15 protein-coding genes are annotated in these 23171 nt (G+C 66.5%); 8 read left to right on the forward strand and 7 right to left on the reverse strand.

What is annotated here, in order from left to right:
• Nucleotides 1–502 precede the first annotated feature (502 nt).
• Nucleotides 503–1066, reverse strand: a complete 564-nt coding sequence (gene efpL, locus WDB66_RS03920) for an elongation factor P-like protein EfpL (RefSeq protein ID WP_339397237.1) — start codon at nucleotides 1064–1066, stop codon at nucleotides 503–505.
• Nucleotides 1067–1299: 233 nt separating this feature from the next.
• Complete coding sequence (locus tag WDB66_RS03925; RefSeq protein ID WP_339397238.1) at nucleotides 1300–2067, reverse strand: SDR family NAD(P)-dependent oxidoreductase; 768 nt, start codon at nucleotides 2065–2067, stop codon at nucleotides 1300–1302.
• 753 nt (nucleotides 2068–2820) lie between these two features.
• Between WDB66_RS03925 and WDB66_RS03930 the strand changes: the two genes are divergently transcribed.
• A complete protein-coding gene (locus WDB66_RS03930; RefSeq protein WP_339397239.1) occupies nucleotides 2821–9441 on the forward strand; it encodes an MBG domain-containing protein in 6621 nt (2206 codons plus the stop codon).
• A 147-nt stretch (nucleotides 9442–9588) separates the two neighbouring features.
• A complete protein-coding gene (locus WDB66_RS03935; RefSeq protein ID WP_339397240.1) occupies nucleotides 9589–10770 on the forward strand; it encodes a pyridoxal phosphate-dependent aminotransferase in 1182 nt (393 codons plus the stop codon).
• A 205-nt stretch (nucleotides 10771–10975) separates the two neighbouring features.
• Here the strand turns inward: WDB66_RS03935 and WDB66_RS03940 are convergent, their stop codons facing one another.
• Both WDB66_RS03940 and WDB66_RS03945 read right to left on the reverse strand, forming a co-directional pair.
• Nucleotides 10976–11401: a DNA polymerase III subunit chi gene (locus WDB66_RS03940; RefSeq protein ID WP_339397241.1), complete on the reverse strand. Its 426-nt coding sequence runs from the start codon at nucleotides 11399–11401 to the stop codon at nucleotides 10976–10978.
• Nucleotides 11402–11423: 22 nt separating this feature from the next.
• The gene (locus tag WDB66_RS03945; RefSeq protein ID WP_339397242.1) at nucleotides 11424–12914 is read right to left on the reverse strand and encodes a leucyl aminopeptidase; all 1491 of its coding nucleotides are present in this window, start codon (nucleotides 12912–12914) and stop codon (nucleotides 11424–11426) included.
• A gap of 176 nt (nucleotides 12915–13090) precedes the next feature.
• Between WDB66_RS03945 and lptF the strand changes: the two genes are divergently transcribed.
• Both lptF and lptG read left to right on the forward strand, forming a co-directional pair.
• Entirely contained in the window at nucleotides 13091–14191 is a 1101-nt protein-coding gene (lptF, locus tag WDB66_RS03950) for an LPS export ABC transporter permease LptF (RefSeq protein ID WP_339397243.1), read from the forward strand.
• Complete coding sequence (gene lptG / locus WDB66_RS03955) at nucleotides 14188–15285, forward strand: LPS export ABC transporter permease LptG (protein ID WP_339397244.1); 1098 nt, start codon at nucleotides 14188–14190, stop codon at nucleotides 15283–15285. The genes lptF and lptG overlap by 4 nt, the downstream gene beginning before the upstream one ends.
• 24 nt (nucleotides 15286–15309) lie before the next feature.
• On the opposite strand, the gene WDB66_RS03960 is transcribed toward lptG, so the two are convergent.
• The 3 genes from WDB66_RS03960 to WDB66_RS03970 form a co-directional block, all read right to left on the reverse strand.
• Nucleotides 15310–15795: an RDD family protein gene (locus WDB66_RS03960; protein WP_339397245.1), complete on the reverse strand. Its 486-nt coding sequence runs from the start codon at nucleotides 15793–15795 to the stop codon at nucleotides 15310–15312.
• Nucleotides 15796–15870: 75 nt separating this feature from the next.
• The gene (locus WDB66_RS03965; protein ID WP_339397246.1) at nucleotides 15871–16206 is read right to left on the reverse strand and encodes a type II toxin-antitoxin system HicB family antitoxin; all 336 of its coding nucleotides are present in this window, start codon (nucleotides 16204–16206) and stop codon (nucleotides 15871–15873) included.
• A complete protein-coding gene (locus tag WDB66_RS03970; protein ID WP_339397247.1) occupies nucleotides 16203–16463 on the reverse strand; it encodes a type II toxin-antitoxin system HicA family toxin in 261 nt (86 codons plus the stop codon). Before WDB66_RS03970 ends, WDB66_RS03965 begins: the two co-directional genes overlap by 4 nt.
• Before the next feature lie 122 nt (nucleotides 16464–16585).
• Between WDB66_RS03970 and xerD the strand changes: the two genes are divergently transcribed.
• The 4 genes from xerD to WDB66_RS03990 all read left to right on the forward strand — a co-directional run bounded on the left by xerD (nucleotide 16586) and on the right by WDB66_RS03990 (nucleotide 23160).
• On the forward strand, nucleotides 16586–17536 hold the full coding sequence (gene xerD / locus WDB66_RS03975; protein ID WP_339397248.1) for a site-specific tyrosine recombinase XerD: 951 nt from the start codon (nucleotides 16586–16588) through the stop codon (nucleotides 17534–17536).
• 140 nt (nucleotides 17537–17676) lie between these two features.
• Nucleotides 17677–18381 (forward strand): DsbC family protein, encoded by a 705-nt coding sequence (locus tag WDB66_RS03980; RefSeq protein WP_339397249.1) that lies wholly within the window; start codon nucleotides 17677–17679, stop codon nucleotides 18379–18381.
• A gap of 97 nt (nucleotides 18382–18478) precedes the next feature.
• Nucleotides 18479–22432: a phosphoribosylformylglycinamidine synthase gene (gene purL / locus WDB66_RS03985; RefSeq protein WP_339397250.1), complete on the forward strand. Its 3954-nt coding sequence runs from the start codon at nucleotides 18479–18481 to the stop codon at nucleotides 22430–22432.
• Nucleotides 22432–23160 carry an exosortase H-associated membrane protein gene (locus WDB66_RS03990; RefSeq protein WP_339397251.1) on the forward strand — a complete coding sequence of 243 codons (729 nt, stop codon included), beginning with the start codon at nucleotides 22432–22434 and terminating at the stop codon, nucleotides 23158–23160. Before purL ends, WDB66_RS03990 begins: the two co-directional genes overlap by 1 nt.
• The last annotated feature ends 11 nt before the right edge of the window (nucleotides 23161–23171 follow it).

Genomic DNA, 23171 nt, shown 5'->3' on the forward strand with positions numbered 1-23171 from the left:
GCGGGGGAGAGGGAGTGTGTTCATAGCGTCAGCAAGCAACGGTCTGAAGTCAGGTTTTCGCTACGAGTATCAAATCGAGGCCAAGCTCGCTCCCACAAAAACGGGGAGTTCCCATCAACGGCCAATGCTTTCGCAGGAGCGGCCTTGGCCGCGATGAGGCTTTTGCGATGATGTTTTGATTCGCGATGATGCTCTGGTAGGTCGGCTCAAGCCGCAACGCGGCGGAGCCGACATTCCGGTGATGGGGTTTTGCCGATGATGTGGTTTTTGCTGCGATGGCGAGCGTGGCATCGCAGCTCCCTCTCCCCCGCTCGCGGGGGAGAGGGAGTGTGTTCATAGCGTCAGCAAGCAACGGTCTGAAGTCAGGTTTTCGCTACGAGTATCAAATCGCGGGCAAGTCCGCTCCCACAAAAGCGGCGATTTTCCATCAACGGCCAATGTTGGGTTCACCCCCGTTTTCGTAGGAGCGGCCTTGGCCGCGATGAGCTTTACCTGTGGCCACTCATGCCCGCCCAGCAAACTCCCCGGAGGTGGTGTTCACCAGAATGCGTTCGCCGTTGCTGATGTATTCGGGCACCTGGATTTCCAGGCCGGTGGACAGGCGCGCGGGCTTGGGGCGTTTGGTGGCGGTGCCGCCCTTGAGTTCGGGCGGAGTGTCGATCACTTCCAACTCCACGCTCTGCGGCAGCAGCAGGCCCACGACGGCATCGTCGATCAGCTGTACATGGCAATCCCTGAGGCCTTCGGTGATGTAGCTGGCGTCATCGCCGACGATGTCCGGACCGACCACATACTGGCTGTAATCCTCGTCATCCATGAATACGAAGGCGTCGCCATCCATGTACGAAAAGGTGCAGACGCGGCGCGTCAGGTCCACTTCCTTCAGCTCGTCATCGGCACGCAGGCTCAGGTCGAGCTTGTTGCCGCCGGGCACGCTGTAGAGGATGAAACGGAAGGTGACATTGCCGCCGCGCGCGGTCGGAGAGCTGCGCTCGATATCGCGCACCTGGTAGATGCCGTTGTTGTGTTCGACGACATTGCCTTTCTTGACTTCGGAAGCCTTCATGTTGCGTGCCTGATTGAATGGGAAGGATGCCGCCGCCCGCAGGCGGCGTGGGTTGGAAAACATCAGGGAAGTCGGGTTCGCCGCCATGATGCCGCACGGATTTGACTCCTTCTCCGGCCGGGAGAAGATCCTGCGCCGGACCTGATACGGGCTGGTCCGCAGCGCAAAATCATTGCCGCGTGATCGTACCCTCGCGCCCCGTTCCGCTGCCGGCCGGAGCGCGAAGAAGCGCCCTACTTCGGCTGCAAACGGATCGCGCCATCCACCCGGATGGTGCTGCCGTTGAGATAGCGGTTGCCCAGGATGAACGCCACGGTGTCGGCGAATTCGGCCGGATCACCCAGGCGCGACGGGTACGGCACCTGCGCGCACAGCGACTGGTACACCTGCTCGGGCATGCCATCGACCATCGGGGTGTGGAACACGCCCGGCGCCACGGTCATCACGCGCACCCCGATGCGGGTGAATTCGCGCGCCAGTGGCAACGTCATGGCGACGATGCCGCCCTTGCTGGCCGAGTACGCAGCCTGGCCGATCTGGCCTTCGAACGCGGCAATCGAGGCGGTGTTGACGATCACACCACGCTCGCCATCGGCGCCAGCCTCGTTGTGCTGCATCAGATCGGCGGCGGCCTTGGCCAGGTTGAAGCTGCCGATCAGATTGACCTTGATCGTGGTGGAAAAGCCCGCCAGCGGCATCGTGCCTTCGCGCCCCAGCACGCGCCCGGCACCGATGATGCCGGCGCAGGATACCGCCACGTTCAGTCCGCCCATGCGCGCCCTGGCATCGGTCAGCGCCGCGACGGTGGCGGCTTCGTCGGTCACATCCAGATGCAGGAAAGCGGCAGCCTCGCCCAGTTCCGCGACGGCGGCTTGACCCTTTTCATCGTTCAAATCCAGCAGCGTGACCTTGCCGCCATCGGCCACGATCCGCCGTGCCGTTGCCAGCCCCAGGCCGGAAGCGCCGCCGCTGATCACGGCGCGGACATCATTGGGGGACATGCCGCCCTCCTTCTGCAATGGATGGCCGGCAATTGTAAGCGGTGGCCGCGTCGCGCGGAGGGTGCGGGCAGCGGGCGCTGCCTTGGGTGAGGGACGGAAATGTCCGGTCAGCGGTTGTGCCTGCCGGGCGGCAATGAAGCTGCGACATGCGCGCCATGCCAGCCGGGCTACACGCGCGGAGGTTGGGCAGGTCGTCGTTGCTCGCACTGGCCTGTGCTGGCCGGATCCGGAACAGGCCGCAGCCTGGGCGGGTGGAAGCCGTTATGCAAAAAAGGTGCCATTTTCAGGACGTACCCCAAATGGGGGATGAACTGGAAACGCTGAAGGGGAATCGGCGTGGACGGCACACATGTCGTCCAGAGCCAGGAGAAGTCCGATGGGGGCACACCTTCGCTGGATCATCGGCATCGTGCGGTGCAAAGCGCGCGCATGCCACCGTCTTGCAAGCCTCAGGGCATTGCGGAAGGGCCATCACCGGCCGTATCCGCCGCCGCGATCACTGCCGTCGTGTCCGCCATCAACCATGGCGACGCACCGGCTGCTGCGTGCCATGCCTGCACGGATTCCCCCGACGCCATCACTGCCCGCTGCGGCCTTTTCGACAGGCCCGCGGCTACGCCCGAGCCGCGTTGGCTGCCCCGCGTGAGCCGATGGGCCGCCCTTTTCCGCTTTGTATCCCCGACCAGGCCAGGCCCTCGTGCCTGGCCTTCGCCGTTTTTCGCCTTCCCTTCCGTATCACCCTTGGAGCCTGCCATGCGATCCCAACCGTCGCGTTCAACCGAGCCCCTACCCGGAGGCAATCCGTCCCGTCCCCTGTCACGCAGGCTGGCGCTGCTCGGTGCCTGGCTGATCGCGCTGGTGGGGCTTGCCGGGCCGGCGATGGCCCAGATAGCAAATGCCGAGTGGGAGCTTGGCTTGTTGCCCGCGCCCGCACAGGTGCCGCAGACGGCACCGGCCAACTCGGCGTTCGGCATCCCGCTGTCGGTCCTCGTGACTGACCGGTTCGACAATCCGCTGGCCGGGCAGTTGGTGGGTTACACCGCCAACGGCGCGACCGCCAATGCGGCCTTGACGATGCCGGCGCTGACCGGTGCCGATGGACGCAGCAGCGCCAGCGCCACAGCGAACAGCCAGCTGGGTTCGTACACGGTGACGGCGGTGCTCGGAACAGGTGTGCAGAACACCGCGACCTTCAATCTCACCAACACGCTGGCCACGGCGGCGAACCTGTCGGTGACGGCCCCCATGCCGGCGACGGCCACGATCCAGACCTCGTATGCCGATGGCATCGTCGCCACTGTCACCGATGGCGGCGGTCAGCCGGTGCAGGGCGTGAGCGTGACCTTTGCCGCCCCGGTGAGCGGCGCCTCGGCGACGTTCGCCGGCTCGGCCAGCCAGGTGGTAGTGACCGACGCCTCCGGTATCGCGACCTCCGCGGCGCCGACGGCCAACGCCACCGTCGGCAGCTTCGACGTGACGGTGACGGTGTCCGGCGTTGCGCCAGAGCTGGTCGGGCTGAGCAACCTGAGCGGCGCGGCTGTTTCTCTGGTGGCGGTATCCGGTGACGACCAGTCCACGACCATCAACAGCGCCTTCGCGCAGCCACTGGTCGTGGAACTGCGTGATGGCGGCGGCAACATTCTGGCCATTGCCCCCGGTTCGGTGAGCTTCAGCGCACCGGCCAGTGGCGCCAGCGCCAGCCTCGCGCCGATGACCGGCGAGGGCACGACGACGGCCACGGCCAACGGGCAGGTCGGCAGTTACGTGGTGACCGCAACCTGGACTGACGGTGTCGACACGCACACCGCGCTGTTCTTGCTGAGCAACGCCGCCGACAACGGTGCCGACGCGAGCCTGACCTTGGCCGGCCCGGCTCTGGCTGCTGCCACACAACCCGCAGGGGCTTGGATCACCGGCTTCCAGTCGGAAGTTGGCAACGCCGGCAGCACCACCGCGCAACCTGTACACACGCGCCTGATCGTGGTGCGCATCGACGATGGCAACAACGATCCGATCACTGGCAGCACCGGTACACCGGGCGGCGACATTGACGCATGCGTGTCCATCGGTGACGGATTCCAGGGCGCCTGCGATGCTGGCTATTTCAGCCTCCAGAATGGCAAGACGGTCGGCACGCACGAGGGCCGGGCAGCGGTGTTCTTCCGCTATCCGAATCAGGCGATCAATGACCAGCCGCTGCCGGCGACGGGTGGCCTCACCATTCCTGTGCAGACCGCGTTCAAGTTCGCACCCGGCGAGTACCGCCTGATCGCTGAACTTGTCGGCAGCGACAACGGACAGGTCTATGCCAGCAGCAACGTGCTGATCACCACGGTGCCGGATGCCGGCGTGGCGGTCGCAGGCGTTGCCACGGGTGCGGCCGGTGAATCGTTGCCCAGCAGCGTGCAGGTCACCAACGGCGGTGGCCGCGTGCCGGCCAACGTGATGGTGCGCCTGACGCTAAGCGACGTCGGTGTGGTGAGTGATTACCCGAACCTCGTCCAGGTGAGCCCGACGGTCTATACCTTCAGCCCCTCCGGCGGTTCTTTCTTGCTGGTGGATGGTTATGACAGCCTGTTCACCGGTCGCGTGCAGTTCGACGCGCCGGGCATCTACACGGTGACGGCCGATGTGCTCGATGCAGTCGATCCGGGTCTCGTTTGGGCCAGTGCGACGCATGAGATCACCATCGACCAGCAGGACGTGACCATCACGCTGAGCGATCTGAACCATGTGTACAACGGTTCGTCCAAGAGCGTGACGGCCAGCACCAGCCCAGCGGATGTGGCGCTGGTCATCACCTACGAAGGTATCGACGTCAGCTATGGTCCGACCACGGCGGCTCCGACCAACGCCGGCAGCTACACGGTCACGGCCGTGCCGCAATCGGCTTCCTACAGTGGTTCGGCCAGCAATACGCTGGTGATCACCAAGGCCACCGGCACGGTGCAGTTCGCGCCGCTGTCTGGCCCGTACGGTACGGTGCACGCGGTGACCGCGAGCCTGGCGCAGAGCGACAGCAACGTGTCGTGCACGGCGGTGAGCGGCGTGCCGGCGCAGTCGGCTGCGGCCGGCAGTTATCCGATCAGCGCGAGCTGCAGCAGCGACAATTACACCGCCAGCGGTTCGGCCGTGTATGAAGTCACGGCGGTGGATGTGGTGTTCACCCTCGACGGCGACACCGTCGGCGTGGCCGGTTCGGATCCGGAGACCTGGTCGTACTTCACCGCGACCACGGCCAACCCGAACGGCATCACGCTGTCCGAGCAGCTGGTGGTGGATATCGCCATCGAGCGCGGTGGCGGCATTGCGGCCGGCGACGTGGTGCTTGAGGTCGAGCCCTGGGGAGCCCCGGGCACCTGGGTCGACATTCCGCTGGCCCTGGAGGGTGACGTGCTGACCGGTACATTCGGTCCGTACTCGCTGGATCCGGTCTCGAGCGAGGCGAACCTGCGTGCCCGCGTGGCGCGTGGCGGCCGTTACAACGTCGTGGCCACGGCCGCCGGTGTGAGCAGCGACGCCACCTACGCCTCGGCCACACATGCGGTGGATGTGGCACAGCTGGGCCTGAGCGGCAGCGGAAACATCAACGGTGTGGTTGGCACGGCGGTAGAGGGGGCGTATTCGCTGGTCAACAGCGGTACCGCCGACCTCGGCACACACATGCCGGCGCCGAACAACGAGAACGTGCGCGGACGCTTCTTCATCGAAGGGCCCGTGGCGTTGACTGGTGCGTCGGTGCCGGGCTGTGGCAATGAGGCCTGCACCTCGCCGGATGTGGCGGTGGAGTTCTTCAATCCGCTGACCAACGCTTACCAGCGCATCTACAACCTGCGTGCCGAGCTCGACGAGTTCAACGTTCCCACCGGCCGCCTGTTCGGGCACTTCGGGGCGTTGGCTTCCGGCGGTCAGCCGGTACCGGCGGGTGCCACAGGCACGTTCCTGTTCCGTACCACCTTCCTGCAGCACACCGGCACCTACACGGTGACCTCGCAGGTGGTCGGTATCGACAGCGGCAAGGTGTACGCAGAGGCCGTACCGCAGACCATCGGTATCGGTACCGGCACTGCAGCCACGATCGAACTGGTTGGCGGTGATGCTGGCGAGGCTGTGGTCGGTGGCAACAGCTACGACAACGGTGACCTGGTGGTGCGCGTGCTCGATGCCGGCGGCAATCCGGTGGCGGGCGCGGCGGTGGCATACAACGTCCATGCCGGCGGCAACGGCGCTGGTGCCAGCTTCGCTGCTCCGGATCTGACCGACAGCAATGGCGAAACCGCGATCACCGCACTGTCGAATGCCGTCGCCGGTGACTTCACCGTCACGGCGAGCATCGGCATCGGCATCGACCAAAGCGTGGAGTTCGTGCTGCGCAACGTGGCCGATGACGCCAGCCAGTTGCATCTGGTGTCCGGCAGCGGCCAGACCGCGTCGCTGAATCAGCCGTTCGCGTTGCCGCTGGTGGTGCGCGTCACCGATCAGTACGGCAACCCGGTGGCAGGTGAACTGGTCGACTTCCTGGCCCCGGCGACGGGAGCCAGTGCGGACCTGTCCATACCGGCCGATCCGACCGACACCAACGGCGAAACCTTCGTGCTGGCTCTGGCGAATGGCTTGCCTGGCAGCTATGTGGCCGAGGCCGGCACGGGTTACGGCAGCGTCGACTTCGGCCTGACCAACACGGCGGCAACCGCCGACATGTTGGCTCTGGCGGTGGTCGGCAGCGACGAGGCGGTGGTGGCCAGCGGCAGCTACACGCTGCAGGCGACGGTGACCGGCAGCGGAAACGCGGTGCCGGGCGTCTCGGTAACCTTCGTGGTCGAGCCTGGCAGCAACGGTGCGGGTGCCACCACCAGCAACGCGGTAGCCATCACCGACATCAATGGCGTGGCGACGGCAACGTTCAACGCCAACACGGTGGCCGGTGGGTTCGTCGTACGGGCGGTGGTGTCCGGCGTGCTGCCTGATGCCGACGATGTGGCGATGCTGACCAATCTGGCCGACGCGGCGACAACGCTGGCAATGGTCTCCGGCAGCCCCCAGTCGGCAGCGGTGAACAGTGCTTTCGCACAGCCGCTCATGGTTCGCGCCAGCGATATCCATGGCAATCCGATCGCCGGTGCTGTGGTGGACTTCGCCGCCAACGGTGCGACTGCAAACGCCACGCTGGATCCGGCCGATGGCACAGTCGTGACCGGGGTAGATGGCACCGCAGCGGTGACGGCCGAGGCCAACGGCATAGCGGGCAGCTACAGCGTGACCGCTCTGGCCGCGTTCGGCAGCCCGGTGGACTTCGCACTGGAGAACACGGTTGGCAGCGTGACCATCAGCGACATCGTCTGGGCTGACAGCAACGCTGCCACGGTGGCTTACGACGGCAACGCCAAGGCCGCCACCGCCACGGTGGCCGGCAGTAGCGCGGCGCCGGTGTTCACCTACAACGGCAGCAGCAGCGAGCCGGTCGATGCCGGTACCTACCTGGTGATCGCCACCGTGGACGATGGCAACGTGTTCGGCAGCGCCAGCGCGATGCTGACCATCGAGCCTGCGGCCGCCGGCAACACCGGTATCGATCTGACGGGTGGCAACTTCGTCTATGACGGCGTGGCCAAGCCGGCGGTGGTGACCAACCCGGACGGCGTGGCATACGCCCTGGCCTACGACACCGGCAACGGTCTGGCACCGGTCAATGCCGGCAGCTACACCGCGACGCTGACGGTGACCGATCCGAACCATGCAGCGGACACACTGACGGCGACAATCGTGATCACGCCGGCGCCGGTCGAACTGGTGTTCGGCAACCTGAACCATGTCTACGACGGCACGTCAAAGATGGCGACGGTGACGACCGTTCCGGCCGGTGTGGCGGGCGTGAGTCTGGATTACAGTCAGGGCGGTTCGCCGGTCACGCCGGTGGATGCGGGCAGCTACGAGGTGGAAGCCACGCTGGCCAACCCGAACCATGTGCTGACCGGAGTCACCACGGCGGAACTGGTGATCGACAAGGCCACTGCGCAGATCTTCCTGTCCAGCCTGACCCAGGTGTATGACGGCACCCAGAAGGCGGTCACGCTCACTACGGTGCCGGCCGCACTGGCCTCCGATGTGGAGGTGAGCTACACCCCGGCGGTGCCGGTCAATGTCGGCAGCTACGCGGTGGAGGCGCTGCTGGAAGGCCATCCGAACTACGAGGATGTCTCGGCCAACGCCACGCTTTCGATCATCGCGGCCACGATTGCCGGCTTCGAGATCATCGGTGACGACAGTTTCAGCGGCGTTGCCGGTGAGGCGCTGACCGGTGCATTGCCAACGGTGCGGGTGTACGACACCAGTGGTCTGGGTGTGCCCGGCATCAGCGTCGAGTTCGCCGTGACCGCAGGTGCCGGTTCGATCGAAGGCGCCGCCAGCGCTGCGATCACCACCGGTGCCGATGGACAGGCGACGGTGCCCGAGTGGGTGCTGGGTGCGGTGGCCGGCGCGAACACCATGACCGCAGCAACCGGCATGGCCGGCCTGCAGGAGCTGGAGTTCAGCGCCACGGGCGAGCAGGTTGCGCAGCTGTCGATCGACAAGAGCGTGAATCTGACCCAGGCCCATGCCGGGCAGGTGCTGGATTACAGCATCGTGGTGACCAACGACGGCCCGAGCACGGTCCAGGCGACGCTGCTGGATGCGATCCCGGATGGTCTGGAAGGCATCAGCTGGATCTGCCTGGCTGAGGACGGCGCGGTCTGCGGTGAAACCAGCGGCAACGGCGACATCGACTTCGACTCGACCATCCCGGCCGGCGGCAGCATCACCGTGACGATCTCGGCCACGGTCGCCGCCGATGCCACGACCGGCCAGGCCATGGTCAATACCGCCGTGGTCACCTGGCTGTCCGAAGGCGAGGAGCAGGAGGCCGAGGCCAGCGCCAGCACCAATATCGTGCCGGCCTACAGCGGTCCGTGCTCGATCTTCTGCGACGGCTTCGAGGACATCGATCTGGGCAAGCGTCTGGCCCTGCCGGAGGCCGCTGATGCGGCCGCCGTGCACGGCTGGGATTTGGTCAGCGGCCAGTCCGGCCGTCCGCAGCTGGCGGTGGAACTGGTTGACGGCGCCGGGCAGGCGGTGGCCTGGCTGGACAGCCTGAAGATCGGTGAACAGTCGATGGTGCGTCTGCGCAGCCTGGATGGTCAGGGCAAGCAGCGTGCCGGCACGTGGCAGGCCTGGCCTGCCGGTGCCAGCGTGAACTACGGCTGGGAGCTGGACTTCGACGGCCTGCGGCTGGATTTCGTGCCGGCCGGTGCGGCCAAGGCCGGTCTGCACCTGCGGCTGCCGGCCGGTGCCGCGATTCCGGAGCGCGCCCGCAGCCACGCGGCCACGGCACACTGACGGGATCCGTCAGCAACAGCAAACAGGGCGGCTTCGGCCGCCCTGTTCTTTTGTGCGGGAGCGGATGCCTGATTGCGTTGCCGCTGCTTCCCGGTCATCTTGCGCGGTGGACATGAAGGCCGGATCAGGCCGCTGGAGAGCAGGGCAATGAGGATTTCCGGGCGCGCCGCGCGCATCGAGCCGTTCTATGTGATGGAAGTGGGCAAGGCGGCGGCGGAACTGGCGCGCGTGGCGGCCGGCAGTGAGCGGCCGGTGATCGCGCTCAATATCGGTGAGCCGGATTCCACCGCGCCGCCACTGGTGCAGGAAGCCGCCTTGCGTGCAGTGCGCGACGGCGCCAGCCAGTACACCTCGGCGCTGGGGCTGGAAGCGCTGCGCGAACGCATCGCACAGTGGTATTCCGAGCGCTTTGGTATCCAGGTGCCGGCACGCCGCATCGTGGTGACGGCCGGGGCCTCGGCCGCGTTGCAACTGGCCTGCATGGCGCTGTTCGAAGCCGGCGACCAGGTGCTGATGCCGGACCCGTGCTATCCGTGCAACCGGCACTTCGTATCCGCCGTGGATGCGCAACCGGTGCTGCTGCCAACCACGGCGGAAGGGCGTTTTCAGCTCGACGCGCAGATGGTTGAAGAACACTGGAATGCGGCCACGCGCGGGGTGTTGCTGGCCTCGCCCTCGAACCCCACCGGCACCTCGATCGATCCGGCGCAACTGGCCCGCATCCATGCGCTGGTACGCGAAAAAGGCGGCGTCACGCTGCTGGACGAGATCTATCTGGGCCTGAGCCACGATGCGGCTTTCGGTCAGAGTGGGCTGGCGCTGGATGACCAGGTGATCAGCGTCAATAGTTTTTCCAAATACTTCTGCATGACCGGCTGGCGTCTGGGCTGGCTGGTGGTGCCCGAGGTGCTGGTGCCGGTGATCGAACGTCTGGCGCAGAACTTCTACATCTGCCCGAACGTGATCGCCCAGCATGCCGCGCTGGCCTGCTTCGAGCCGGAAAGCATTGCTGAATACGAACGCCGCCGGGCCGGGTTCAAGGCGCGCCGCGACTGGTTCATTCCGCAGTTGCAGAAACTGGGTTTCCGCGTGCCGGTGATGCCCGATGGCGCCTTCTACGCCTGGGCCGATGCGTCGGAGTGGTTCGCACCGATGGGGGTGGCCGACAGCTGGGATTTCGTGTTCGCGCTGCTGGAGCGCGCGCATGTGGCGGTGACGCCGGGGCGGGATTTCGGGCGGGCCGGGACGGAGCGTTTCGTGCGCTTTTCCACCGCCAATTCGCTGGAGAATCTGGAACGCGCGGTGGCGCGGCTGGAAGCGTTGCGCTGATCGTGCGTGCTCCCGAGCAAGCCGGTGTCTGCTCATTACTCACCGGCAGGTGGCAGCCAACCATCCCAATTCCGTGATGCCGTAGAGCCGGGCTTGTCCGGCTGCACGTGTTTCCACGTGCCGGATATTTGCGTGCTTGGAATGCCGAAGCCGGGCTCACGATCTGCTGCGTGGATGCCAGCGGCTGCCCGCGGTGGCAGGTGGCTTACATATCGTGGTGGTGCAATTCGAAGCCGCGCGCCTTGTAGTTGAGCCAGCGCTCACGCAGCGGCCCGCGTGCGGCAGGGTCGGCCGGGACTACTTCCAGCACGCGTTCGCAGGTGCCCATGAAGGGCTCGTCGCGCAGGTTGATGATGTACGGCCGATCCGGCACATCGATGTCCGGCGGGACGATGAGGACGGGTGTGTCCTCATCGTCCTGGTCCTGGCCGGCGATCTGGTGCGGCACGTAGGCGTCGTCCTCGAACTCCCAGAGCCGGCCGTCGATCAGATCGGCCTGGGCCGCGTCACGCGCGAGGATCAGCGTGGGCTTGTCGATCCTGAAACTGCGCTTGGCCAGCTCGCAGACCAGCAGCAACGGGTCTTCAATGAACCGGGGTTTGGCGATGACGTAGAAATCCGCACGTGGCATGAAGGCAGGGCCTGGGCTGGGATCAGGCGGCGCTGGACTGTTGGCGGCCCATCAGCCATTCCACCAGCAAGCCGACCGGGCGGCCTGTCGCCATGCCCTTGCGGCCTTCGTCCCAAGCGGTGCCGGCGATGTCCAGATGCGCCCAGCGCTGCGTGTCTTCGGTGAAGCGGGCGAGGAAGCAGGCGGCGGTGACCGCGCCGGCGGACTTGCCACCGATGTTGGCCATGTCGGCCGCGGACGAATCCAGCATCGGCTGGTAGTCGTCCCACACCGGCATGCGCCAGGCACGGTCGTGACTGGCTTCACCAGCGGCCAGCAGTTCGGCGGCCAGCGCGTCGTCACGGCTCATCAGGCCGTGGGCATGCTTGCCCAGCGCGATGACGCAAGCGCCGGTCAGCGTGGCCACGTCGATCAGGGTGTCCGGCTCGAAGCGCTGCGCATAGGTCAGCGCGTCACACAGGATCAGGCGGCCTTCGGCGTCGGTGTTCAGCACTTCGATGGTCTTGCCGGACATCGAGGTCAGCACGTCACCGGGGCGATAGGAAGCGCCGTCGGGCATGTTTTCGACGGCGGCGGCAATCGTCACCAGGTTGATCTTCAGGCCCAGGCGCACCGCGCTCAGGAACGTGCCCAGCACGCTGGCCGCACCGCACATGTCGAACTTCATTTCGTCCATGCCCGGGCCGGGCTTGATCGAGATGCCGCCGGTATCGAAGGTGATGCCCTTGCCGACCAGCACCTGCGGTTTCACACCTTCGCCCGCGCCGTTGTAGCGCAGCACGATCAGGCGCGGCGGGTTGGCGCTGCCCTGGCCGACGGCCAGCAGCGAGCCCATGCCCAGTTCGCGCATCTGTTCGGTTTCCAGCACTTCCAGCGAGACGCTGTCGTTGGCGGCGGCGATCTTCTGCGCGGTTTCGGCCAGGTAGGCCGGGTTGCAGATGTTGGGCGGCAGGTTGCCCAGTTCGCGCGCCAGCGTGACGCCCTCGGCGATGCCGGTGGCCAGGCGCAGCTGGTCGGCGTGGGCGGCGTCGCCATCGAGGCTGAGCGTGGTCAGCGATGAGATTCTGGCCGACTTCTTGGTGGCGGTGTAGGTGTAGCTGACGTGGAACGCGGCCAGTGCCGCCTGGCGCAGTTTCCAGGCGTCGTCGCGGCCGATGACTTCGATCTGTGGCAGCGTGCTGTGCACGCGGGCCACCGGGCCGCCGCGCAGGCTGCGCAGCGATTCGGCCGCGGCCTTCAGGTATTTGCCGGAATCGACCTTGGCCGCTTCGCCCATGCCCAGCAGCACGATGCGCGGTGCGCGGATGCCTTCCACTGCCAGCAGCAGGGTGGAACGGCCGGCCTTGCCGGAGATGTCGCCGCTCTTCAGCAGGGCGCTGATGCGGCCGGCGCTGGCTTCGTCCAGCTGTCGCGCTGCGGGCGACAGGCCCTGGTCTTCAAACACGGCGACGATGAGGGCATCGGTATCGATGTCGGAGGGAAGGGCGCGCAGCAGGCTCAGATTCAGGCTCATGGTTTTCCTGGGACAGGGGGACGGGTGATACTTCGGCGCTAAAATGGCGCCGACACGGATGTCGCCATCGCGACATTTCTCCAGCGGATTCTAGTGCATACCCTTCCAGCCCCCCAAAGCCACGGCTTGAACCTGTTGCCGTCCGTGCCGGTTTCCACCTTCGAGCGGAGCAGCGGATGAACGGCAAACCGTGGTGGCCGATCATCGATCGCTATCTGATGCGCCAGCTGGTGGCGGCTTTCGTGGCCTGTCTGCTGGTGCTGGTGCTGGTCAGTATGGGCGGGCTGGTGGCGGACCTGTTGAGCAAGATCGCGCGCGGCAAGCTGCCGCCGGGGCTGCTGATCTCGCAGCTGGGTCTGCGCGCGCTGGATTTCCTGCCGTTGCTGTTGCCGCTGTCGCTGTTTCTGGCGGTGCTGCTGGCCTACGGGCGCATGTACCGCGACAGCGAAATGGCGGTGCTGGCCTCGGCCGGGCTCGGTATCCGGCGTCTGGCGCGGCCGCTGCTGTGGCTGGCGGTGCCGGTGGCGCTGATGGTGGGCGTGACCTCGCTGTGGCTTTCGCCGCTGGCGCTGCGCACCTCGCAGGCGATGATCGAGGCGGCCAACAAATCCCTGCTGGTGGCGGGGCTGGAGCCGGGGCGCTTTGTCGAAATGCCGGGCCGCAACGGCGTGGTCTACATCAGCCAGATGGATGACGACGGGCGCCATTTCCGCCGCCTGTTCGTGCACAACGAGCGCGATGGGCGGATCGATGTGGTGACCGCGCAGGCCGGCGAGCTGTATCAGGAAAGCATGGGCGAGGAACGCTATCTGCGCCTGATCGACGGTTTCCGTGTCGAAGGGGCGCTGGGCAGCGATGCGTTCCGGATGATGCGTTTCGCCGGCAACGACATCCGCCTGCCGGATGTGGAGCCGGGCAATGTCGGGCGCGCCGAACAGCGCATGACCCCGCGCGAACTGGCGCAGACCGGTGAGCCGGTCGAACAGGCCGAACTGCATTGGCGCATCGCCACGCCGCTGGCGACGTTGCTGCTGGCGCTGCTGGCGCTGCCGCTATCGCATTCGCCGCCGCGCAGCACGCGTTACGGGCGGGTGATGGTGGCGTTGCTGGGCTATATCGTCTATCTGAACATGCTGGCGCTGGGCCGCAGTTTTCTGGCCAGCGGCACGATTCCGGCCTGGCTGGGATTGTGGTGGGTGCATCTGCCGGTGGCGCTGATCGCGTTCTGGCTGCTGTGGCGCGATGAACGCCTGCCACGCCCTCGGGGTGCGGCATGAGCGCGCGCCTGCGCCTGGGCGACCGGCTGGTCGCGGTCAATGTGCTGGGCGCGCTGCTGGCGGTGTGGTTCGTGCTGACCGGTTTCGATGCGCTGACCGCGCTGGTCGGTGAACTGACCGAAGTCGGCGAGGGCGATTACGGCTTCGTGCATATCCTGCTGTACACCGTCTACACCCTGCCGCGCCGCGCCTACACGCTGTTTCCGACGGCGGCGGTGATCGGTGCGTTGCTCGGCATGGGGGCGCTGGCGGCATCGTCGGAGTTGACCGCGCTGCGTGCCATCGGCCTGTCGCGGGTGCGTATCAGTGCTGCGGCAATGGGCGTGATCGTGGTGCTGACGCTGGGCATGGTGGTGGTGGCTGAAACCATCGGGCCAGCCGGTGAACAGCGCGCGCAGTTGCTGGCGATCGAGGCCAAGTCGGCCGATGTCAGCGTGGCGCGTGCCTCCGGATTGTGGGCGCGCGAAGGCGACACCTTCCTGAACGCGCGACGCGGCAACGTGACCGGGCGCGGGGCCGATGCCACGATCGAACTGACCGGCGTGACGCTGTACGAATTCGATCCGGATGGCCGCCTGCTGTCGATCGCGCTGGCGGAAAGCGCCGAGCATGTCGGCAACAGCTGGACCTTGCGCAATATCCGCCGCTCCAGCTTCGGCCTGCGCGAGGTGATCAGCGAGCAGGTGGAGCAGGAGCAGTGGCTGTCCTCGCTGAACCCGGATGTGCTCAAGCTCGGCGTCACCAAGCCGCGCTATCTGAGCCTGGCCGAGCTGGGTTCCAGTCTGGATTATCTGGAACGCAACCAGCTGGATTCGGACGAGTTTTCGGTCGCGTACTGGTCGCGAATCTTCTACCCGTTCAGCGCGATCGCGCTGTGCATGGCGGCGCTGCCGTTCGCGTTCGGCACGCTGCGCTCGGGTGGTTTCGGCAAGCGCCTGTTCGTGGGCATCGTGTTCGGCGTGGGCATGTACACAGTGCAGACGCTGGCGGTGAATCTGGCCCAAGTCTATCGGCTGGATCTGCGTCTGGCCTATCTGCTGCCACCGCTGGCGGTGGCGTTGGCCTCGTGGTGGTATTTCCGCCGCCGGCTCTGATTCCAGCGTGATGGGCGCTGCGCTTCAGCGGCCTTTGGCGACCGGCTTCGGCATCCGCACCATGACCGTGCCGGAGGCCAGATCGTGCCAGGTGCGGCGATTGGGTTCGAGCAGCGACCAGGCAAGCCCCAGGCCGACAGCGGCCAGCGACACCATCGCGACCAGATAGCGCAGCACCAGCGCGCGCCACGGTACCGGGCTGCTGCCATCGACATTCACCAGACGCAGGCGCCAGGCGCGCATGCCCAGGGTCTGGCCGCCGCGGCGCCAGCTCAGGCCCAGATAGGCGAAGGTGACGGCCAGCAGCAGCACGAACTCGACCATCGCGGCCGCGCTGCCGGGCGTGACCCGCACCCCGCCGCGCAGCAGCAACATCACCGCCGACGTGGCCATCCACAGCGCCGCCAGTGGCAGCAGGTCGTAAACCATGGCCAGCAGCCGGATATGCAGCATGGCCGGTGCTGCGGAAGGGGAAGCAACGGCGAAATCGGGGTTCGGGGAGGCGCTCATCGGGGGAAGCGTATCAGGCGGTGGTCGGTACGCGGATGGCCCAGGTGGTGTGGATGATTGATTAAGGGATCGCCGTCAATCGCAGGCGGCATCACGCAACACCTGCGTGGCCCACTGGTTCAGGCTTTTGCCGCTGGCCTTGGCTGCCAGTGTCGCAGCACGATGCAGGTCCGGGGGTACGCGCAGATTGATCGCGCCACTGGCCTTGGCCAAGGGATCAATGCCGCGTCTGGCGCAGGCTTCCAGATACACGCGCAGCGAGGTTGCGCCTTCACGGCGCAGCCCGGCCACGTCCTCGGCATAAAAATCCGCACCGCCTGACAGGCCGCTGAATTCTCCCCGGAACATGCCGATGTCCGGGTCGAACGTGATGACGGCGCGGTGGCCGTCGATGTTCATGGTGTTTTTCATGGGACTAGCCCGTTGTCCGTCAGCCATTTGCGGATGCTCGCCACGGCGTCCTTGTCCATGTCCGGGTGCGGGCGGGGGCGGGGGCGGTGGAATACGCGTATCGAATCGAACAATTCGACGGTGACGCGCGAGCCTTCCGCCTCCTCGAACGAGGCGCCGAGCGCTGCGAGCAGAGACTCGACATCGCGCCACTTCACATTGCCGCTGGTTGGGCTGGAAAAAACGAGTTCCAGTGTGGCGCGATGCTTTCGCTTCATCGCGGAATGGTAGCGTTTTCTGCTTTTATGTGAAAGCACTTTTTGCTACCACTTGCCTCATTCCGCATGTCCTGCCACAACCCGATTCCGGGTGCAGGGCGAGGCCTTGGTATCCTGCTCGAATGTCATCTGAAGCCATTACCCAGCGCCGCCTGCGTGCACGCGCGATGCCCGAGGTGCCGGATGCGGCGGCGGCGCTGATCGTGCGGTTTCTGGATCTGGTCTGGGCCGAGCTGGGCCTGTCGCCGCAGACGCTGGCCAGTTACCGGCGCGATCTGGAGGGTTTTGCGCGCTGGCTCGGGCTGGGTACGGCGTTGACCGGGGTCGACCGCAAGCGCCTGTTCGACTATCTGGCCTGGCGCAATGAACAGGGTTACAGCCCACGCAGCAACGCGCGCCTGATGTCGAGCCTGCGCGCCTTCTATGCGCAGTTGCTGAGGCAGGGACAGATGACGCAGGACCCGACTGCGCTGATGGAAAGCCCACGCCAGGGCCGGCGCCTGCCGCGCACACTGACTGAAAGCCAGGTCGAGGCGCTGCTGGCGGCACCGGATGTGTCCACGGTGCTGGGAATGCGCGACCGCGCGATGCTGGAAGCGATGTATGGCGCCGGTTTGCGCGTCAGCGAACTGGTCGGGCTGGAGTTGGGTGAAATCAATCTGCGCCAGGGCGTGCTGCGCGTCACCGGCAAGGGCGGCAAGAGCCGCGTGGTGCCGATCGGCGAGGAAGCCCAGCACTGGCTGGAACACTATCTGGCGCAGGCGCGGCCGGTGCTGGCCGGCAAGCAGGTGCGCGCGCCACTGTTCCTGTCGCAGCGCGGTGCGCCGATGAGCCGGCAATTGTTCTGGCACGGCATCAAGCGGCTGGCGCGGGTGGCCGGGATCGAGCCGGACAAGGTCACCCCGCACGGTCTTCGCCACGCCTTCGCCACGCATCTGCTGAATCACGGCGCCGATCTGCGCGCGTTGCAACTGCTGCTGGGCCACAGCAGCCTGTCGACCACGCAGATCTATACCGAAGTGGCCAAGGAACGCCTGCAACGCCTGCACCAGCATCATCATCCGCGCGGCTGACGGGGCAGGGCCGTTGCCGGGATGGCTGGCCGAGAAGTGCCGCTGTTGCGTATCCTTGAACTTTCCTGCGCCCGGCCTGTCGAAGGCCTTCGCCGCATTTTTCTTCGCCTGCCGACCTTTTCCCTCCCAAGGAACCGTTTATGACCCGTTTTCTGATCGCCGCCGTGTTTGGCGCGCTTTCGTTCTCCGCCTCGGCCGATCCGGACAGGGTCGAGGCCGCGATCAGGTCGCTGGTGCCGGCCGCCAGCATAGACAGCATTGCCGAATCCCAGGTGCCCGGTTTCTATCAGGTGGTGCTGCAAGGGCAGGTGGTCTATGTCAGCCAGGACGGCCAGTTCCTGATCCAGGGCTCGGTGTTCGACATCGCCAACAAGACCGATCTGACCGAGCAGGCCCGTGGCGGCTTGCGCCGTACCGCGCTGGCCGCGGTCGGCCCCGAGCAGCGCATCATCTACAAGGCGCCGAACGAGAAGTACGCGATTACCGTGTTCACCGATATCGATTGCGGCTATTGCCGCCGCATGCATCAGGAAATCCCGGAGTACAACAAGCGCGGCATCTCGGTCGAATATCTGTTCTTCCCGCGTGCCGGCATTGGTTCGGAGTCGTACGACAAGGCGGTGTCGGTGTGGTGCGCCGATGACCGCAACAAGGCGATGGACGATGCCAAGGCCGGTCGCAGCGTGCCGAAGAAGACCTGCGACAATCCGGTGACGCATGATTACGAGCTGGGCCAGCGCATTGCGGTGACCGGCACGCCGGCGGTGTTCACCGCACAGGGAGCGCAGCTCGGCGGCTATCTGCCGCCGGAGCAGATGGCGCAGCGCCTGGCCACCACTCCCTGAGGCCACGCGCGCGAAAGGCAATCCTGCGGGCCCGCTGGCGATGTCGGCGGGCCCGTTTCGTTAAACTAGGTGTTTCCCTTCGGGACGGATGACGGACATGCTGGTGCTACAAGGTCGGAAGGCGCTGCCCCCGCATGCGCGAGCGCGCCTGGAAGCGCATCTGCACGCGCTTTCGGAGCGGATCGTGCTGGGCCGGGTGCATGAGCTGTTCTTCGTGCTGCCCGAGGCGGGCAAGGTGCCGTCCGGTGCTGATCTGTCCCGGGTGCTCGACGCCCGGCTGCTGGAAGAGGGCGCCTTGCCTGCAGGCCGCCTGGTGTTGCCGCGCCTGGGCACGATTTCGCCCTGGTCGAGCAAGACCACCGAGATCCTGCGCGGTGCCGGCTTGCCGGTGAAGCGCGTCGAGCGCGGCGAGTATTTCGAACTGGCTGGCGTCGATCTGGAGGGCGTCGATGCGGCGCTGGCACCGGCGCTGGCGGCGCTGCTGCACGATCCGATGATGCAATCGCTGCTGCCGGATGTTGCGGCGGCCGCCGGTCTGTTCGCCTCGCCGCAGGCCACCGGCATCGTGCGCATTGCGCTGGATCGGTTGGAACAGGCCAACAGCGAGCTCGGACTGGCGCTGTCGCCCGACGAGATCGACTATCTGCGCGAACGCTATGCCGCGCTGGGTCGTGATCCGACCGATGCCGAGCTGATGATGTTCGCGCAGGCCAATTCCGAGCATTGCCGGCACAAGATCTTCAACGCCAGCTGGACGCTGGACGGGCAGGATCCGGGCCGCAGCCTGTTCGCGATGATCCGCAACACCCATGCGCGCGCGCCGCAGTTCACGCTCAGCGCCTACAAGGACAACGCCGCGGTGGTCGAAGGTTTCCCCGCGCGACGCTTCCGCCGCGATCCGCTGGATCAGATCTGGCGCAGCAGCGAGCCGGTGCCGTCGGCGTTTGCGATCAAGGTGGAAACCCATAATCACCCGACCGCGATCGCGCCGTTCCCCGGCGCCAGCACCGGTGCCGGTGGGGAAATCCGCGACGAAGGCGCCACCGGGCGCGGTGGCAGGCCGAAGGCCGGGCTGAGCGGGTTTTCGGTATCGCATCTGCGTATTCCCGGGTTGCCGCAGCCGTGGGAAGCGGAGCGCCCGCTCAATCCGCGCATGGCGCCGGCGCTGCAGATCATGCTCGAAGGCCCGCTTGGCGCGGCCGCGTTCAACAACGAATTCGGACGTCCGGCGCTGACCGGCTACTTCCGCAGTTTCGAGGCGAAGGAGCCGACCGGCGATGTGCTGCGCGGCTACGACAAGCCGATCATGCTGGCCGGCGGTGTCGGTGCGATCGATCCGGAGCAGGTCGAAAAACTGCTGCTGCGCCCCGGCGACGCGGTCGTGGTGCTGGGCGGCCCGGCGATGCTGATCGGGCTGGGCGGTGGTGCCGCCAGTTCGGTCGCCAGTGGTGAAAGTTCGGCGGAACTGGATTTCGCCTCGGTGCAGCGCGACAACCCGGAAATGCAGCGCCGTTGTCAGGAAGTCATCGACGCCTGCGTGGCGCTGGCCGCGTTCAACCCGATCCGCAGCGCGCACGATGTCGGCGCCGGTGGCCTGTCCAATGCGATTCCCGAACTGCTGCATGATTCCAGTGTCGGCGGTCGCATCGATCTGGACGCGATCCCGCGCGATGATGCTTCGCTATCGCCGATGCAGCTGTGGTGCAACGAATCGCAGGAGCGCTATGTGCTGGGCATCGCGGCCGAGCACCTGGACGTATTCGAAGACATCTGCCTGCGCGAGCGCTGTCCCTATGCCGTGGTCGGGCGCGCCACCGGGCAGGAACACCTGTTCGTGGCGCCGGGTGCGAGCGGTGACACGGCCGGCGAGCCGGCGATCGACATCCCGATGGACCTGCTGTTCGGCAAGGCCCCGAAGATGCACCGCAGCGCCGAGCGCGGCCCGAACGCGCAATGGCCGCGGCTGGACACCGCCCAGCTGCATCTGCGCGAAGCGGGCTTGCGGGTGCTGGCCCACCCCAGCGTGGCGAGCAAGAATTATCTGGTCACGATTGGTGATCGCAGCGTCGGCGGGCTGACCGCGCGCGACCAGATGGTCGGCCCGTGGCAGCTGCCGCTGGCCGATTGCGCAATCACGCTGGATGACTTCTCCGGCTACACCGGGCAGGCGATGGCAGTGGGTGAACGCGCGCCGCTGGCGCTGCTGGATTCAGCCGCTGCCGCGCGCATGGCGGTGGGCGAGGCGCTGACCAATCTGGCCGCCGCGCCGGTCGCATCGCTGGCGGAAATCAAGCTCTCGGCCAACTGGATGGCGGCCTGCGGCCACGGCGACGAGGATGCACGGCTGTACGACGCGGTGCACGCGGTCGGCATGGAACTGTGCCCGGCGCTGGATATTTCGATCCCGGTCGGCAAGGACTCGCTGTCGATGCAGACGCGTTGGAGCGGGAATGGGGAGTCGGGAATCGGGAATGGCAACAGCCCCGAACCTGGCGACGCGGCTGCGGCTTCTCCCCATTCTCCACTCCCGATTCCCGATTCCCAGCACCACGTGGTATCCCCGGTATCGCTGGTGGTATCTGCATTCGCGCGCGTGGCCGATGTGCGGCAGCAGTTGACGCCGGTGCTGACGCGTGAGCCCGAATCGGAGCTGTGGCTGATCGGTCTGGGTGGCGGCAAGCGGCGCCTGGGTGGTTCGATCCTGGCGCAGGTCTACGAGTGTCTGGGCGGTGAAGCGCCGGATCTGGATTCGCCCGAGCTGCTGCGCGGCCTGTTCGAACTGGTGCGCGATGCGCGCGAGGCCGGCATCGTGCTGGCCTACCACGACCGCAGCGACGGCGGCGCTTTCACGACCCTGTGCGAAATGGCCTTCGCCTCGCATTGCGGGCTGGAAGTGCAGCTGGAGCGCTGGGGTGACAACCCGTTCAGCACGCTGTTCTGCGAGGAGCTGGGCGCGATCCTGCAGGTGCCGGTCGAAGACCGGGCCGAATTCGCCGATCTGGTCGATCGCCACGGCCTGACCGCCTGCGCGCAACGCATCGGCCGCCCTCTGGCAGCGCCCCGGGTGAGGGTGCTGGCCGGGCGCCAGACCCTGGCCGAGTGGAGCTGGCAGGAGCTGTTCGACGCCTGGTGGCAGGTGACCCATGCGATGCAGTCGCTGCGCGACACGCCGCAAAGCGCCGATGCCGAGCGCGCGCTGCGGCGCGAATTTGCAGCGGTGCCGCTGACGCCCAGGGTCGGGTTCGATCCGGACGAGGACATCGCCGCGCCGTATATCGGCCGTGGCGCCCGCCCGCGTGTGGCGATCCTGCGCGAGCAGGGCGTCAATGGCCATGTCGAAATGGCGGCGGCGTTCGATGCGGCCGCTTTCGAAGCGGTCGATGTGCACATGTCCGACCTGATCGCCGGGCGCGCGAGACTGGACGATTTCAAGGGGCTGGCTGCCTGTGGCGGCTTCAGCTACGGCGATGTGCTCGGGGCCGGACGCGGCTGGGCCAGTTCGATCCTGGAGCGCAGCGCGATGCGCGAGCAGTTCCAGGCTTTCTTCGAGCGTGGCGACAGTTTCACCCTCGGGGTCTGCAACGGCTGCCAGATGCTGAGCCATCTGCATGCGCTGATTCCCGGCGCCGAACACTGGCCCGGGTTCGAACACAACGCTTCGGGTCGTTTCGAAGCGCGGCTGTCGCTGCTGGAAGTGGCGGATTCGCCGTCGATCCTGCTGCGCGGCATGCAGGGATCGCAGATCCCCGTGGTGGTGTCGCACGGCGAAGGGCGCGCGCGGTTCCGTGATCCGGCCCATGCCGGTCAAGCTCGCGTGGCGTTGCGCTATGTCGGCAACGATGGCGCGCCGGATCCGGCTTATCCGGCCAACCCGAACGGTTCCGTCGGTGCGATCGCCGGGCTCACCAGCCTGGACGGCCGTGCCAGCTTGATGATGCCGCACCCGGAACGGGTGTTCCGCACCGTGCAGCTGTCCTGGCATCCGCCCGAATGGGGTGAGGCCAGCCCGTGGCTGCGCATGTTCCGCAACGCGCGTGTATGGGTGGATTGATGAGGATTTCGCCGCTCCGCGAGTTCGTGCTGGCCGCCACGTTGTGGCTGCCGCTCATGTTCACGCTGTGGTTCGTGCTCAGCTCGGTGGTCGCGTTCCCGGTCGTGCGGCTGGCGCAAGTATGGATCGAGCTGCTGATGCCGGGCCTGCTTAGCGAGGCCGGGCAGGAGTACGCCAAGCTGGCCTATGCCTATATCGTGGATATTTCCGGCGTGCCGGGGCTGCCCGGCGGCAAGCTGCTGATCGACGAGCAGAGCGTCAATGTGCTGATCTACGCCTACGGCATGCCGCTGTTCTGCGGCCTGGTCGCGGCTAGTCCGCTGGACTGGACCCGCACCTTCCTGCAATGGGCGCTCGGCCTGGCGGTGATGGTGGTCAGTTGCAGCCTCGGGGTCGCGTTCGAGGTGCTGTACAGCATCCGCGACGGTACCGGCAACGCAGTGGCCGCCGCCCTGGCCGACGAAGGCTTCGGCATGCTCGCGATGCAAGCCGGCCAGGCCGCCAATGTCTACATCACGCAGCGTTTCGACGACGCCGGTCTTGGCATCGAACTGATCGCGCTGCTGCGCCAGTTCGGTTACCTGATCCTGCCTTCGGTGGTGCCGGTGGTGATGTGGATCCTGCTCAATCGCACCTTCCTGGAGGGACTGGTCGGCTGGGGTGATGAAACCAATCCGGATGACGGCGGTCCCAGCACCGGTCAGGCCGGCGGAGGAGCAACACCGTGAGTGCACAACCG

Source organism: Denitratimonas organivorans (assembly GCF_037478135.1).
Classification (GTDB): domain Bacteria; phylum Pseudomonadota; class Gammaproteobacteria; order Xanthomonadales; family Xanthomonadaceae; genus Denitratimonas.

Coding starts and splice junctions, on each gene's coding strand:
- efpL (WP_339397237.1), bottom strand. CDS start 1,066: ATGAAGGCTTCCGAAGTCAAGAAAGGCAATGTCGTCGAACACAACAAC.
- WDB66_RS03925 (WP_339397238.1), bottom strand. CDS start 2,067: ATGTCCCCCAATGATGTCCGCGCCGTGATCAGCGGCGGCGCTTCCGGC.
- WDB66_RS03930 (WP_339397239.1), top strand. CDS start 2,821: ATGCGATCCCAACCGTCGCGTTCAACCGAGCCCCTACCCGGAGGCAAT.
- WDB66_RS03935 (WP_339397240.1), top strand. CDS start 9,589: ATGAGGATTTCCGGGCGCGCCGCGCGCATCGAGCCGTTCTATGTGATG.
- WDB66_RS03940 (WP_339397241.1), bottom strand. CDS start 11,401: ATGCCACGTGCGGATTTCTACGTCATCGCCAAACCCCGGTTCATTGAA.
- WDB66_RS03945 (WP_339397242.1), bottom strand. CDS start 12,914: ATGAGCCTGAATCTGAGCCTGCTGCGCGCCCTTCCCTCCGACATCGAT.
- lptF (WP_339397243.1), top strand. CDS start 13,091: ATGAACGGCAAACCGTGGTGGCCGATCATCGATCGCTATCTGATGCGC.
- lptG (WP_339397244.1), top strand. CDS start 14,188: ATGAGCGCGCGCCTGCGCCTGGGCGACCGGCTGGTCGCGGTCAATGTG.
- WDB66_RS03960 (WP_339397245.1), bottom strand. CDS start 15,795: ATGAGCGCCTCCCCGAACCCCGATTTCGCCGTTGCTTCCCCTTCCGCA.
- WDB66_RS03965 (WP_339397246.1), bottom strand. CDS start 16,206: ATGAAAAACACCATGAACATCGACGGCCACCGCGCCGTCATCACGTTC.
- WDB66_RS03970 (WP_339397247.1), bottom strand. CDS start 16,463: ATGAAGCGAAAGCATCGCGCCACACTGGAACTCGTTTTTTCCAGCCCA.
- xerD (WP_339397248.1), top strand. CDS start 16,586: ATGTCATCTGAAGCCATTACCCAGCGCCGCCTGCGTGCACGCGCGATG.
- WDB66_RS03980 (WP_339397249.1), top strand. CDS start 17,677: ATGACCCGTTTTCTGATCGCCGCCGTGTTTGGCGCGCTTTCGTTCTCC.
- purL (WP_339397250.1), top strand. CDS start 18,479: ATGCTGGTGCTACAAGGTCGGAAGGCGCTGCCCCCGCATGCGCGAGCG.
- WDB66_RS03990 (WP_339397251.1), top strand. CDS start 22,432: ATGAGGATTTCGCCGCTCCGCGAGTTCGTGCTGGCCGCCACGTTGTGG.